The sequence below is a fragment of the Paraburkholderia sp. J11-2 genome (assembly GCF_905220185.1).
GTDB lineage: Bacteria > Pseudomonadota > Gammaproteobacteria > Burkholderiales > Burkholderiaceae > Paraburkholderia.
The window spans coordinates 1-13,064 of record NZ_CAJMYY010000041.1 but is presented as its reverse complement, the minus strand read 5'-3'; the positions used below and the strand labels follow the sequence as shown (position 1 = coordinate 13,064).

The following is a 13,064-nucleotide window of genomic DNA, read 5'->3' as shown; positions in this document are numbered from 1 at the left end:
ACTATTGATGAGGATTTCGAAATGAGTATGGCTATCGTGAACTGCTCAGGCAACGTCGGCAAGACTACCGTGACCCGCGAACTGCTCGCGCCAAGGCTGCCGTCAATGTCGGTACGCCAGATTGAGTCAATCAATACGGATGACTCGGCCGGCCCGAAGGTCGAGGTGATGATTGCCGCGCGCTTTGACGAACTGCATGACGAGCTGATGCGCGGACGTGATCTGCTGGTCGATATCGGTGCATCGAACGTCGAGGAGTATCTCAACCGCCTCGATGGTGCCGAAGGGGCACAGGAGGATTACGCATGCTTCATTGTGCCGGTCGAACCGGAGAGCAAGCAGATGAAGGACTCCATGAAGACGATCAACATGCTCGCGGATCTCGGCGTCGAGCCTGGGCGCATCCGTGTGCTTCTGAACAAGGTCGATCTGGTCAGGAGCGAGGACCGCGAGGTAACGCTGCGCCGGCACTTCGGGGAACTGTTCGAACTGCATGAGAGGGAGCGGACTTTCGAACTGAATCAGGATGCGCTGATCCCAAAGAACGACGTGTTTACGCTTGCGGCGGCCGCCGGCCGTACGATCCACGATATTGCGACAGACGGGGTGGACTACAAGGTGCAGCTGATCGACGCTGCGAGTGCCTCGGAGAAGGACCGTCTTGTGAGGCTGGTTGGCCTCAAACGCAAGGCGCTGTCGATCGAGCCGTTGCTGGATCGGGCGTTTACCGCACTGATGGCAGGGGTCGATGCATGAACGAGCCGACGCCGCAGCCGGATCACGCCGGGCGAGCGTCTGAGCGCCTGGGCCAGGTGATCGCCACGATGCCGGCGTCGAACGAGCTGGCCGTGCTCGCGGAGATCCTGATCGAGCAGATGAAGGTCGTGGATGCACAACACCATGTTGTCGCGCTGATGGAGTCCACCGACCAGAAACTGACCGCGACGGTGCAGGCGCTGCGCGAGGAGAACACGCAACTGACGAAGCTGCTCACGCAATCGCGCCAGGCATTCATCGGCGAGGTGGCCGCGAAGGCGGCTGACCAGGCGCGACGTGCGGCAACAGCGGATGTCGTGGACGAACTGGCGCGGCTGCGGGCTGCCGTTGAATCGCGTGGTCGCGTCGTACCCACGAATCCGGCAGTTGCAGCAACCGGTTCGCTCGTCGCCTTCATGGGCATTGCGTTCTGCGCGGGCGCCGCGCTCATCTGGGTCGTTGCCCGTCTGGCACACACGCTCACCTAGCCGAAAACCACCGCATCTCCTCGAGGGGAACGTTAGATCATGAACGCAATGAAAAGACGGGCGATTGCGGCCGCGCTGTGCAGCGCGGCACTGGCCTGTGCGCTCGCCACGCCGTCGTCGCACGCCGCTGATAACCAGGATGCGTGTGGCGCGGTGCTCTGTCTTGCCGGCTTGATCATGGGTGGCAATGGCGGCAAGACATGCGCCGAATACGAGACGGGCTACTTTTCCATCGTCCGCTTTCACCACGGTCACTTCGATGAGGGCGGCACGGCCAACGCGCGAGGCGATTTCCTGAACCAGTGCCAGTCGGCCGGGAGTGACGTGAAGGGGCCTGTCAATTCGCAATACGGGCGAACCCAGTACGGTCCCTGACTCTTGCACGCCGGTGGCGGCAGTTCGCCGCCCGTTGTCTCTCTGGTAACGGAAAACATGCGATGAGCGCAGACGATCTCAATGTTGTGGCGCAAGCCAGGCGCCGTGGTCGAAAAAAAGCGCAGAAGGCCCTTGGCAGGCCGGTGAGCACGCGGCTCACCGACGACCAGTGGCAGATCTTCAATGAAAAGGTCGAACGTTCCGGCATGAGTCCGTCTGTTTTTTTGCGCGAATGCATCCTGACGAACCGCACGCAGATCGTCGCGCGCCCACCCGCGTCCGTTGAGCGACAACGGATCATGTACGTGATCAACAAGACCGGCAACAACCTCAACCAGCTGGTCCACGTGGCGAATACGGCGCGCGTGGCCGGCCAGCTATCCGAATCCACGTTCGTCGCCCTGGTCGACGAACTGGAGTTGATCACGCAACTGCTGAAGGCCCATCTTCATCGTGTTGATTAGAGTGGACGGCCGTCACGACGGCGTGAAGCAGTACCTCGAGGAAGGCCGCAAGGTTGGCCGCGACCTGGATCGTGATGACCTTGATGAGCGCGTGGTGCTCGCCGGTGATCTCGACCTGACCGACGCAGTGATCCAGTCGATCAACGCCGCACCCGGTGTCGAACGTTACCTGTCCATCACGCTCTCCTTCAAGGAGGATCACGTCGCCCGGGAAACGCTGTTTCAGATCGTCCGGGAGTTCGAGGCGTTCGCGCTGCACGCCTACCGCCCGGACGAATACAGCTTCTATGCCGAGGCACACCTGCCCCGGATCAAGAGCTATGTGGACCAGCGGACTGGCGAACTGGTTGAGCGCAAGCCGCACATCCACATCGTCATTCCGCGCTGGAACCTGCTGGCTGAAAGGCACCTGGAACCGCTCGGCTACGTGCGCGCCAACCTGAGTTTCATCGACGCGTTCCAGGAGCATGTCAACGCGCAGTATGGCCTTGCGAGTCCGAAGGACAACCGGCGCACGCTGCTGACCGACGCATCGGAAATGATCAGCCGCTACCGTGGCGACCTGTTCCGTTCGAACAGTCGCGAGCTGAAGGAACGGATTCTCGACGCGGTGCTGGATCGCCAGATCGAGACCCATGCGGATTTCATGGCGCTGCTGCACGGGCACGGTGCCGTGCGCATGCGCAATACCGGTCTCGACAACGCCTACCCGAATGTGAAGCCGGCTGGCGCCGACAAGGGCGTGAACCTCAAGGAATACGTATTCACGCCTGAATTCATCGCACTGCCGACCGCAGAGAAGCTGCAGGCGCTGTCGGCAGATGCGGCCGACCGTTATGAAGCGGGTGTTGCGCCCAGACGCACACCGGCGCACATAGCGGCCGTGCTGGATGAGTGGTACGCGACCCGCGCGCGCGAAGTGAAGTATCTCAACAGCGGTAGCCGTCAGTACCAGCGTTATCAGGAATCCTCTCCCCACGACCGCGAGCTGATGCTTGCGGATCTCGAACGCGGCTTTTACGCACAACATCTGAAGGCACATCATGAACGAGCAGACGACCCCCTTCCAGCCCTCGCAGAACATCTTCACAGAAGCGGACGCGCATTTGAATTCGGCGCCCAGCCGCCCGACGCAGTCGACGGGAGAGGCGCGCGCGAATCAGAACTCGACGCGCCCGAACCCTTCGATGATGGATACGGCGGCCTCGATGCCGAGTTTGACCTTATCCCAGGTGGGGCGCACGCGGCGCCCGAACCCTTCGACGCTGTGCGAAACGTGCCCGGCCGCCCTGTGGACGGCATCGGACATCGATCTGCAGTGCTATTGCCGCATCATGCGTTTCACCAGCTGGAGCCAGACGGCGCCGTATCCGCGCACGGCCTGCGACGGGCTGCAGATCGCGATGGAAAGCCTGCAGCGCAACGAGTAGGGCACGCAGCCCCCTCAGTCAGCGGGCTGGACGCGTACAACCGTGTGCTTGAGAGGCACTATGCGTTCGGCGATCCGTTCGACAGCCTGCCAATGATGCAGCCGCATCCGGCACGGACACCATCCGGCATGTCGCCGCCAGGCTGGTTTTCCGGCAACCGGCGAGACGCGTTTCCAGGCCGGTTCGACTCGATCGACGCGTCGTTCGAGTTCGAGGCAAGCGGGCCAATCCTGCGGACGCCGCACGCATTCGCGGTTGATGCTCCACCGTACCGGTCGCGCCGCTCTCGCACCGACGACGCCACGTATGCCACACCGCGGCACACTGGCCGCGTCTCGGACAGTGTGGTCTCGCAACTCGCGCGCGAGCTTCGGCAGCGTGATGAGTCAGGTAGTCAGCACACCGAGTTTCGTGAGATTCGCCAGGGTCTTGACGCCCGTCGCCTGCTTGCCGAACTGTCGCACACGCACGGCGTGCGGCCCGCGAAATATGCGGTCACGACGGGCCGCGACGGCGCCGATCGCATCCGCGCGGGCTCGCGCAACCTCAACGTGTCGGACTTCCTGACTAAAGAACTGAATCTGTCGTGGAGCGAAGCCGCACCATTGCTACGCGCGGTGTATGAGCGACAGCAGGCCGGTGAGCCGGTCCCGGCTCCGCGCGAGCTGCCACGCGCGGCGCTCTGGCGTGAATACTCGGTCGCGCGCGAAGTGCATGTCGCGGCCCGTAGCGACGCGTGGCTCACACAGCGCGCAAATGAACAGTGGCGCCGCGCTGAGATCCGCGCCGCGTTCGACACCAGGCGCGCGGAAATCCGGCGGGATGTGCGACTCACACCGGCTGGCCGACGCGCGGCGACGTCACTCGCACGCGCCGGGCAGCTGGGCCGCGACGACGCGCTGCGGGAGTCGATCGCACGCGAGCGGGCCGCACTCAAGGAAAAATTTGGAGCGGCAGGCGGCCCGAGCTTTTCCGGCTGGCTGCGCACGCGCGCGGAGCAGGGCGATGAGCGCGCGCTCGAGGAGTTGCGACGCACTGCCGGCCCGGAGCGTGTATCGGGGGCGGTCAAAGTTGATGCCGAGATCGGCGGCGAAGCCTTCAATGTGATCCGGCCGAACACTCCACGGCAGCACGCGCAGGACGAATACAATGCGATCATTTTCCGCTCGCCTGCTCTGTCCTGGTCGGTCAACGAGAGTGGCCACGTCACCTATCGGTTTGATGGCCGCGACATTGTTCGTGATCGTGGCACCAGTGTTCAGGTGCTGCAGGCGGAGCGGTCCGCCATCGAAACCGGGCTTCGGCTCGCGCAGAGCAAGTTCGGTCGCACGCTCGAACTGACTGGCGACGACGCGCACCAGTTGGCGGCCGCGAGGGTGGCCGTGGACGCCGGGCTGCGCGTGCAGTTCAGCGACGAGCGACTGAACCGGGCGATGGATCAGTATCGCCACGCGCGCGTCGACCAGCAGGTGCAGGACGCGCTCGGCACGTCTGGTGCCTGTCCGCCCGCCGATCCACTGCCGCAGGCGCAATCCGATCGACCGGCACAGGATTGGCCGAAACCCTCCGAGGACGGTAAGCCGACCCTCTGATGCTCGATCGGCCCGGCACTCTTGCGCCTATCCTGGCGTTGATGGCGTCCGGGGCTGTTCGGTGGCGCCCGATCGGCCCCCGGCAGAGTCTGCGAGACCCGCTTGTAGCCGCGGCTCAGCGGGATATCCCAATCTGTGGCAAAATGCCTTCATTGTTTGGGCATTTTGCTCGGAGAGACCATGGCCACTGTTGAATACCGACCCACTGGGCGCGTCAACCCGCGCCATACCGAATTCTCACTGCTGGGCGATCTGCTCCAGGCCCACATCCGGTCCGGGAGCGATCTTGCCGCGCTGGCGACCGAGCGCGTCGGCGTGGACGTGATCGACCGTCTCGGCGAGCATGGACTCAAGGCCGACGAGCTGCTCTTCATCATTCCTCGCCGGACGCTCTCGCATCGTCGTCAGAATGGCGAGCGGCTCTCGACCGACGAGTCGGACAAGGCCATCCGCCTCGCCAGGATCGTTGCACAGGCGGAGACGGTGTTTGGAAACCCGGAAAAGGCCATGAACTGGCTTCGAGGAAAGAAGGAGCGATTCGCCGGGAAAACGCCGCTCGAGATGGCATCGACTGAGCACGGTGCACGGCTTGTTGAGGATACCCTGGTTCAGATCGACGAGGGATACTTCGCCTGATGGAGTTCTGGAGGATAAGCAACTACGCGGACCTTCGGGGAATCGGCGGATTGAGGGCGCCCGGCCGGTGGCATCATCGGGGGCAGCCGGTCGTCTATCTGGCGGAAAACCCCGCGCTCGCGCTGCTTGAGACGATGGTGCACCACGAATTCGGGTCTCCGCAGGCGTTGCCAGATAACTATCAACTGCTGCGCGTGGAGATTACCGGGGACGTTGCGATGGCAGAACTCACGGCGAACGTCATCCCCGACGACTGGCGCGAGAACGCGGACTGGACACAGGCCGCCGGCAGCGAATGGCTGGCGGGAGGGCAGGAGCTGCTCCTCAAGGTTCCGAGTGCAATACTTCCCCGTTCGTACAACTATCTTTTCAATCCTCTTCATCCCGGCGCTGCCTCAGCGACTATCGCGGAGGCACTGAGAGTGCCATACGATCCGAGGATCCGGGCTATCCTGGGCGACAGGTAATCTCGCTCATCTGACGCGAGTGACCCCCGTCCCGGCTATCCCGGCGCAGGACGCATCGTAACCGGACGGACGGCGCAAATGCTCAGTGTGGCTTCTTCGTCCGGCAGTTGCGTGACTGCGTGCATGCGGTCGAAGTTTCCAGGGATGAAGAAAATGTCTGCGCACTGCGCAGAGAATTGAACCGGACACATCTGCAGATGGCGGTCTTCATCGAAGACGCGCTTATGCACGAGGGCGCCACCTGGAGGGTAGTCTGCCTCGCAGCTTTGGAGCGGATTCGATCGTCCCGCTTTCTACGCGTCCTTGAGCCAGGGCATTTCCACGGGTGACACCACCAGTTGCCGGGACTCGCGCTTCAGTTCGAAGATAAACCCGACCAGGATCATTGAGTCGGCATAAGGAATCGGGAATACGTGGGGATTCTCTGCGGCGCGTAGCGGGCGCGAGGGCGTGTCCGCCGTCGATGCGGCGTTCTCGCGGACGCTTTCCAGTTCGTCAGCCATAGCCTGCCCACTTACTTTCAGGACACGGCTACGCAGGTCGGTGAAGGGTTCGATGCGCGCCCCGTCTTCGTTGTATTCGGGCACTTCGTAGATGAACCAGGACATTTAACTCCCCTGAAAAAGGCAGCCATTCTAGCAGTCGGCATAATCGTGACCTGCCTGATTTCCGCGGATGACTTCAAACCTTGGGGGCAGGCCGGCGCCCGTGGAGATCTGGCCGGACTAACGACGCTGAACAAAGCGACGAACGTTGCGTGGTGCGAGGCCGATCGCGCGCGGATGCTCACTACAATCCGGAGATCCTGCCTGAGTGGCGCGGCGGCCGTCAGGGTCTGTTGCGTCGACTGGATGCCCGGCGTCGCTTCACGACCTGAAAGCCTGCGTTCGACGGCGGGGGGGGGGGGTGCGCTCTCAGGCCGCCCCAACGCTCTCCGCACTGACCGTTGCCAGTCTGGTGCCGGCAAACGGGTCATTGCGCCAGTCGGCGCCGGTGCGTTTGCCCGGGTCGCGATTCGACGCGCCGTCAATTGCGAAATGCTCAAGAGATTGGCCGGCACTGATTGCCTGAGCCACCCATTGTGGCGGAACGCCTTTGCCGTCCCATGTGTTGCCCGAAGCGTCGCGGAAACGCACTGCCTGCAAACGCGCCTGATCGGCTGCAATTGAAGTAGCGATGTCTTCCGGTTCGATTCCAAATTCGGCCATCCGTCGTCGCAGATAGGCCACGATGCTTTCGCGTTTTCTCTCATCCATCTGGTGTATTCTCCGCGCAACAATCTGTCGTTGGGCAGGTGATTGCAAATCGCGTGCCGCCAGGACACCACGCGACCCAACGCTGCCCATGCCGAGGCAGCGAAGAGGGCGGAGCATGGTTAAATCATATTTTGCTGGGAGCGGCGCACGGGAGGCGCCGCGGCTGGCGACCGCTATGAAAGCAGTATAAAACAACCTATGCGCGACACCAGGTTTGCTTGCGCACGTTGAATCTGCTTTTGTTGCGCTCGCGATTTATCGTGCGCAATGAGCAGGCGCATCGCTGACTCAAGACCCATACCTCCCCGACCAACGATACCGGGTACATGTCTGGATAATAGAGAGATGGCCATTTTGCGGCGCAATAGCATTCAAATAAAGAAAGGCAGCGTTGCGGGACGTACAGGCAACATCGGGCGTGCACCGATTCCTGAACTCCAGTGACATTCAAACCGTTGCGCGCTGTGCTTTCAATTTGCACGAGCGTACTGATAAAGTCATAATCACGACCGCGACGATCGCGTCAATTCTGACGGGCAGACCGAACTTCGAAGTGCCTGGCAAACAAGCCAGGGAAGTTCCAGGATCGCATGAACGGTAAACCCCACAGCGAGGAATAGACATGGTTACCCTGGACGCAATCAACTCGAAAATTGCCAAACTGCAGAAGCAGGCGGCAACGATTGCCGAAAAGCAGTCGTCTGTGGGCCTGACGAAAATCCGTGACCTGATGCAAAAGCACGGCCTGACTGTCGCCGACATCGAAGGCTTTGTTGCAAAGCGACGCGGTCGGAAACCTGGGACCACGCTGGCGAAGGCGGCAGCAAAAGCCCCGGGCGCGGTCGTGCATCACGTTGCGCCGAAATACGCGGATCCGAAAACGGGTGCGACGTGGTCGGGCCGGGGTCTGGCGCCGCTCTGGATTCGCGACGTCAAGAATCGCTCGAAATTCCTGATTGAAGCGGGTGCAACGGCGAAGACTGCCGACGCAAAGGCAGCGCCTGCAAAGAAGGGTGCTGCGAAAAAGGTAGCTGCGAAGAAGGCAGGCGCAAAGCGTGTTGTGGCTAAAAAGGCGGTGAAGACGGCAGTCGCCACGAAAAAGGCTGGCCGCGCAGCGGCGGCTCCGGCAAAGGGCGCACGCGGACGCAAGGCCGCAGCACCCGCGAAAAAGGCTTCTGCGCCGCGCAAGGCTGCAGCCAGAAAGACCACGGCCGCAGCTGATGCTGCTGCCGCGCCTGAAGTCGCAGCAGCGTAACGGGTACAAGGTAACGGGGGTAACGGGCGATCCAGTCGTAGCTGGCGGGGTGACATGCTGGCCACGCCGCATTCGCGGCCCGCTACGACTGATTACTCAGGTCCCTTCGTGCGTCGCCTCACGTGAGAGCGGCGCGATGTTTGTACATCAGGAAGTGCGGACACAGTGCCGCGTGCCGTCAAGCCAATGGCTTACCGTTTTGAACTTGTATCTCTCGCATTGCCAGTTGCATGTCCTCCCGAGTCGGTTCCACCGGCGGTTGGTCGACTGATTTCGCACGCGTGGCCGGGGATGAGTCGCGCGCAACTCGTGGACCGTGCCCGTCGGCTCGACATGCGTGCATCGCTGCGGGTGCAGCCCGGTATCGGAGCGGATGGGCTGACGCAGTTCAGGCTCACGCTCAGTTTTGCGAACGGAAGCTTCGAGCTGATCGCCCACGTACGCCGTGTCATTCGCCGACGCGTGGGCGTGCGACGCCAGAAACCGTCATTGCCTCCGGCACGCGATATCAGGCAACAGAGCCTCTTCTGAGTTTTGCTGAGGCTGGGCAACAACGTCTGTCGACACCCGGATATCAACGATCAAAAGAAGCCCGCTAGAGAATCCTCAGATTGCGAATCTTTCCGATTGTTGGTGAGCGTTCGACGATCAGGTTTGCGATGAACTCCGGCAACAGGGCGCGCGGCACGTTCGCTGGAATATCGATCACGAGCTGCGAAGGCACCTGAACGATGAATTCCTCAGGCGCAGTGGCGAGACTGTGTTCGTAAGCGACGCGAATTTCCATGTTCTATTCGTCCGGGGAGGTGGTTGCCGGCAGCGTTACCGCGCGCAGGGTTGTGGGACGCCGGGTCGCGAGTGGCGCGTGTGACTCCGTTTCGTTGAGCGTTGCCAGAAATCGCTATGCGCCCGCGTGCCTCTGCCGACAGTCACAGGCTACACGGCTCCCAGTTTCATTTCCATGTACTGCACGTTCGGAGGTATGGTCTCCGTCTATGGGGAGCGGTTACCCTCACGTGCCAGAATATCCGTCTGACGTTTGTGTGAGCCTCTCTCACGTCCGCACGTCCTCATTCAACGGCCGCCCTTATCCACCTCGTTGACTGAGGTGCGATTCGGGCACAGGAAGCGCGCTGCAGTTATTGTGCAACCCGGAGGCGACTGTCGTTGGCGCGGGTGTCACGCGTGACCATACCGACCAGCTTTCCGAGGTAATCACTCGCCCTCAAAACGATCTCCATGCGGGTGAAGCAGAGCTGGCGATCGTACTCATTCACTACGGCGGTGAGGCCGTCAATCAGCCATTCGGGCACATTCCAGGCACTGGTGCGATCGGCCTCATTGAGTACCTCTGCGAGGCCACGCTCAACGCGTTCAATCTCCCCGATCTCCAGTTTCCCGTGACCCGCCCGGGTGATGAAGCTCGTGATGATGTTGACCTGCGAGAGGAGATTGACCAGCGAGCGGTCCGCTTCTCCACTGCGCAGACGCTCAAGCGCAATCCGTGCACGCAGCGCGAGATCCGAGGATTCCTTGCGAGGCATGGGCAGAAAGAGCGACTTTGCATGCGCGCTGGCAGACGGGCGACGCGAGGACCGATAGCTTTTGTTGGACATGTTCGACGCTGGCGGATAGATGTCGAGCAGGAATATTGGGATGTCACGTTACAAGGCAAGAGCGACCTTCAAAATAATTTCAGTATCGCGGTTGCCCTGCTGGTTGTCGTGCCGCGACTGTTTTTAGAAAAAGCGACTAACGGTCAACGCTCGATGTCCCCGCCACCGCCTCGCGGCGAGCAGTGCGAAGAGACGCCGCCCATATACCCAATTTTTATTCTGTGCTTTCAGGTGTCTCACAGGAGCCGGGAGCGACAAGTTCCAGAGTCCCGCGGGTGTGCTTGCCCGCAGTAACATGCAGTACGATTGCCGCTGGATAAACAGGAAAAAGCATGACGCAACCTCACAGCATTGACGTGTCCTCACTGGGAGATACCGTGTGGGTGACCGCACACGACGGCTCGTGTGTGGGACGATTCAGCAAACGCTTCGGGATCGACGTGCATCGAACCGTGACCGAGCAGCTGGCCGGTGCGGATCAGTGCCTGCACTGCACGCATGAGCGAGCTGGAGAAGGCGAATGGCAGGTATTTCGCAACGCTGTGCTTCAACACCACGGGATCGATGTCCCGTTCGATACGATCAGGTTCTGAGGAAGGAAAAGCAGGATGTCTACGTTGCTGGAGTGTTTGCGGTCGTTGCCAGGGGACCTGGTGATGCGTGATCTTGCGGCTGTGCGTGATCAGGACGCATCCGTCGAAGCGCATATCGGCCGCCTGAGGCGCGATGAGGATGGATACGAGGTTCGGCATGAGCCTCGCAACTATGGTTGCGGTACGACAGTAGCAGTCGGCGTGATCGGTGGCCCGGCGATATACCGGCAGATGTGACCGTCAACCGGAGAGGTCACGAAATGGAAGTCTCCCGAACTGACGTACCTGAGGACGGCGAATACAGGGCGATCTGCAAGGAAAACAATTCCCTCTCTGCTGCCGCAAATGGGCACAGCGAGGTATTTCCCACAGCGCAGGTTACCGTCAAGGACGGCTGGGCAACCTTCTACCGCGACGGGCAGGAGGTCTGGAACTGCAACGCACGATACGCGGCCGCGAATTTCGTGCTCCAGAAGGCATAGGAATGGCACCATGCTTGAACTACGCTATCGACCCGGTCGTGACCCCGAAGTTGCGGCGCGCGCAATCGTGCGCGCGCGCTATCTCGCGGCAACATCTCGATACTGCGAAGATGGAGCGATGGTATACGACGTCATGACGGCAAAGGCGCACGGTACGGTTACGTCCGGTGACTGTGCGGTCGAGATGGCGTGGCAGGACGCCACCGGCCGTGCCGCTCTCGCCTGAAAAGCGAAGCTAATTGTGGAACGATGTCGCGCAGGCGCGGCACGAAGGATCGCTGGAGTTGAAGCAATGGATGATGAACTAAGAGCAAAGATCGGTGTTGTCGCGGGCAAGCTCGTGCAGGAAGCGATGGCGACCGGACTGACCTGGGAAGAGATCGTCGCCGCGTTTGGCCTGGCCGCAAAAGCGACCGCGCAGGCCGCAGCGAGTGCAGGCGACGCGCCGACGTCCGAATGTGTTGCACGTGCGCGCAGCTGTTTCGAAGATGCCTTTGCGCAGGACGTCCACGTTGTCATTGCCGATGGCAGTGCGCAAGAGCGCGACGCCGAAGCCGACGATAATCCGCTTCTGGCAACTGCCCGCCGTCGTCACACGTCCAAACTCCATTGAGCCGCAGGCGATCTCCGCACTGCGGATTGCCTGGCACACCCTGATCAGTATTCCCAGGAAAACCCGGGAGAAAAATCCGGCCTCCGGGAGCCTCCCACACCATCTTCCAGATGATTCCCTCAACGGTCAGCCTGGCAATGCAGGTCGATGGCGAGTCGACCTGACAGGGCACAGCTTTTGTGCGTACCGGAACCGGGCCCCCATGATGCGCCTTATGCATCATGGCGCGAAGGGCCTGGCACGCTACTACAGGCTCACAACAGGATCGCCTGCTGCAGCAGTTCCAGCGCTTTCAGTTCGTCGAGGCGACCCGTGCGTGCCTTGCCTGCCAGCGTCTTGAGCAATGCTTCCGCTATCGGCTCGATACCGTGAAGATTGTCCAGGCTCGTCACGGAAGCGAAGTGGAGGGCTGCCGGGTTTCGCTGCTGTACTGCGGACGCGGCGAACGACTCTGGGGTTGCCGGTGTAGCTGCCGGGGCCCCGTCATTACTTTCTTCAGGCCGGTGACCGGTAACGTCGGCGGGAAAACCATTGACAGGATCTTGCGCGCTGGCAACGATCGCCTCCTGCTCGCCCGCCACATCCGTCGAAACCGGTGAGGGGTTTTGTGGATCGCCCGCCCGCGTGCGCCGTCCACGCGCCTTCGCACCGGAGGCCTTTGCCGGCACGTCATCCTTCGTTGCGGCCGCAAGCGATTCGTTTTGTTGAGCCGATACGCGTCCGCGCGCGGCAGGGGCAAGCATACGCGACACCGACGCAGGTATATCGGCTTCAGAGCGCGGGATGTCCAGCCAGCCAGCTGGTAAACCAAGCCGCTCCGTGAACCGGTTTGCTTCGACAGCGTCCAGGCGCTTCTTGCCATGCAGCCGGTGGGCCATGTTGGACCCACTCAGGTCCATGACCACGCCAAGCCTTGCTTTCGATCCGTTGCGACTCGTGAGAACGTGGAGGTTGGCGCGTCGGATGTTCTCTACGTCGGCGCCATCGTTCAGAGCCAGCGATTGCTGCCGGGTCGTTTCAGGAGACGTTCTGTCTTTTGCA

Annotated in this window: 16 protein-coding genes and 1 pseudogene; 11 read left to right on the top strand and 6 right to left on the bottom strand. The window is 61.6% G+C overall.

What is annotated here, in order from left to right:
• Nucleotides 1–21: 21 nt before the first annotated feature.
• From stbB to U5A57_RS37265, 7 genes are all read left to right on the top strand, one after another.
• Complete coding sequence (stbB, locus tag U5A57_RS37295; protein WP_321916923.1) at nucleotides 22–756, top strand: StbB family protein; 735 nt, start codon at nucleotides 22–24, stop codon at nucleotides 754–756.
• Complete coding sequence (locus U5A57_RS37290) at nucleotides 753–1,244, top strand: hypothetical protein (RefSeq protein WP_133189209.1); 492 nt, start codon at nucleotides 753–755, stop codon at nucleotides 1,242–1,244. The genes stbB and U5A57_RS37290 overlap by 4 nt, the downstream gene beginning before the upstream one ends.
• Nucleotides 1,245–1,283: 39 nt before the next feature.
• Nucleotides 1,284–1,619 carry a killer protein gene (locus U5A57_RS37285; protein WP_236597020.1) on the top strand — a complete coding sequence of 112 codons (336 nt, stop codon included), beginning with the start codon at nucleotides 1,284–1,286 and terminating at the stop codon, nucleotides 1,617–1,619.
• 62 nt (nucleotides 1,620–1,681) lie between these two features.
• The gene (locus tag U5A57_RS37280) at nucleotides 1,682–2,083 is read left to right on the top strand and encodes a plasmid mobilization protein (RefSeq protein WP_321916920.1); all 402 of its coding nucleotides are present in this window, start codon (nucleotides 1,682–1,684) and stop codon (nucleotides 2,081–2,083) included.
• Nucleotide 2,084: 1 nt separating this feature from the next.
• Nucleotides 2,085–5,105 (top strand): LPD7 domain-containing protein, encoded by a 3,021-nt coding sequence (locus U5A57_RS37275; protein WP_321916918.1) that lies wholly within the window; start codon nucleotides 2,085–2,087, stop codon nucleotides 5,103–5,105.
• A 180-nt stretch (nucleotides 5,106–5,285) separates the two neighbouring features.
• The gene (locus U5A57_RS37270; protein WP_110388253.1) at nucleotides 5,286–5,741 is read left to right on the top strand and encodes an antitoxin Xre/MbcA/ParS toxin-binding domain-containing protein; all 456 of its coding nucleotides are present in this window, start codon (nucleotides 5,286–5,288) and stop codon (nucleotides 5,739–5,741) included.
• A complete protein-coding gene (locus tag U5A57_RS37265; protein WP_321916991.1) occupies nucleotides 5,738–6,208 on the top strand; it encodes an RES family NAD+ phosphorylase in 471 nt (156 codons plus the stop codon). The genes U5A57_RS37270 and U5A57_RS37265 overlap by 4 nt, the downstream gene beginning before the upstream one ends.
• Before the next feature lie 293 nt (nucleotides 6,209–6,501).
• On the opposite strand, the gene U5A57_RS37260 is transcribed toward U5A57_RS37265, so the two are convergent.
• On the bottom strand, nucleotides 6,502–6,816 hold the full coding sequence (locus U5A57_RS37260; RefSeq protein WP_175198076.1) for a helicase: 315 nt from the start codon (nucleotides 6,814–6,816) through the stop codon (nucleotides 6,502–6,504).
• A gap of 306 nt (nucleotides 6,817–7,122) precedes the next feature.
• The gene (locus tag U5A57_RS37255; protein WP_415774704.1) at nucleotides 7,123–7,464 is read right to left on the bottom strand and encodes an H-NS family nucleoid-associated regulatory protein; all 342 of its coding nucleotides are present in this window, start codon (nucleotides 7,462–7,464) and stop codon (nucleotides 7,123–7,125) included.
• 622 nt (nucleotides 7,465–8,086) lie between these two features.
• On the opposite strand from U5A57_RS37255, the gene U5A57_RS37250 reads away from it, so the two are divergent.
• A complete protein-coding gene (locus U5A57_RS37250; RefSeq protein ID WP_321916916.1) occupies nucleotides 8,087–8,719 on the top strand; it encodes an H-NS histone family protein in 633 nt (210 codons plus the stop codon).
• 595 nt (nucleotides 8,720–9,314) lie between these two features.
• Here U5A57_RS37250 and U5A57_RS37245 read toward each other — a convergent pair.
• The 3 genes from U5A57_RS37245 to U5A57_RS37235 all read right to left on the bottom strand — a co-directional run bounded on the left by U5A57_RS37245 (nucleotide 9,315) and on the right by U5A57_RS37235 (nucleotide 11,087).
• Nucleotides 9,315–9,506, bottom strand: a complete 192-nt coding sequence (locus tag U5A57_RS37245; protein ID WP_201698501.1) for a hypothetical protein — start codon at nucleotides 9,504–9,506, stop codon at nucleotides 9,315–9,317.
• A 352-nt stretch (nucleotides 9,507–9,858) separates the two neighbouring features.
• On the bottom strand, nucleotides 9,859–10,335 hold the full coding sequence (locus U5A57_RS37240) for a hypothetical protein (RefSeq protein ID WP_321916913.1): 477 nt from the start codon (nucleotides 10,333–10,335) through the stop codon (nucleotides 9,859–9,861).
• A 362-nt stretch (nucleotides 10,336–10,697) separates the two neighbouring features.
• The gene (locus U5A57_RS37235; protein WP_321916910.1) at nucleotides 10,698–11,087 is read right to left on the bottom strand and encodes a hypothetical protein; all 390 of its coding nucleotides are present in this window, start codon (nucleotides 11,085–11,087) and stop codon (nucleotides 10,698–10,700) included.
• Nucleotides 11,088–11,188: 101 nt separating this feature from the next.
• On the opposite strand from U5A57_RS37235, the gene U5A57_RS37230 reads away from it, so the two are divergent.
• From U5A57_RS37230 to U5A57_RS37220, 3 genes are all read left to right on the top strand, one after another.
• Nucleotides 11,189–11,410 (top strand): hypothetical protein, encoded by a 222-nt coding sequence (locus U5A57_RS37230; RefSeq protein ID WP_321916908.1) that lies wholly within the window; start codon nucleotides 11,189–11,191, stop codon nucleotides 11,408–11,410.
• 10 nt (nucleotides 11,411–11,420) lie between these two features.
• Complete coding sequence (locus tag U5A57_RS37225) at nucleotides 11,421–11,636, top strand: hypothetical protein (RefSeq protein WP_321916907.1); 216 nt, start codon at nucleotides 11,421–11,423, stop codon at nucleotides 11,634–11,636.
• A gap of 66 nt (nucleotides 11,637–11,702) precedes the next feature.
• A complete protein-coding gene (locus U5A57_RS37220; RefSeq protein WP_321916906.1) occupies nucleotides 11,703–12,023 on the top strand; it encodes a hypothetical protein in 321 nt (106 codons plus the stop codon).
• 254 nt (nucleotides 12,024–12,277) lie between these two features.
• Here the strand turns inward: U5A57_RS37220 and U5A57_RS37215 are convergent.
• A pseudogene (locus U5A57_RS37215) lies at nucleotides 12,278–13,064 on the bottom strand (hypothetical protein); the annotation flags it as partial.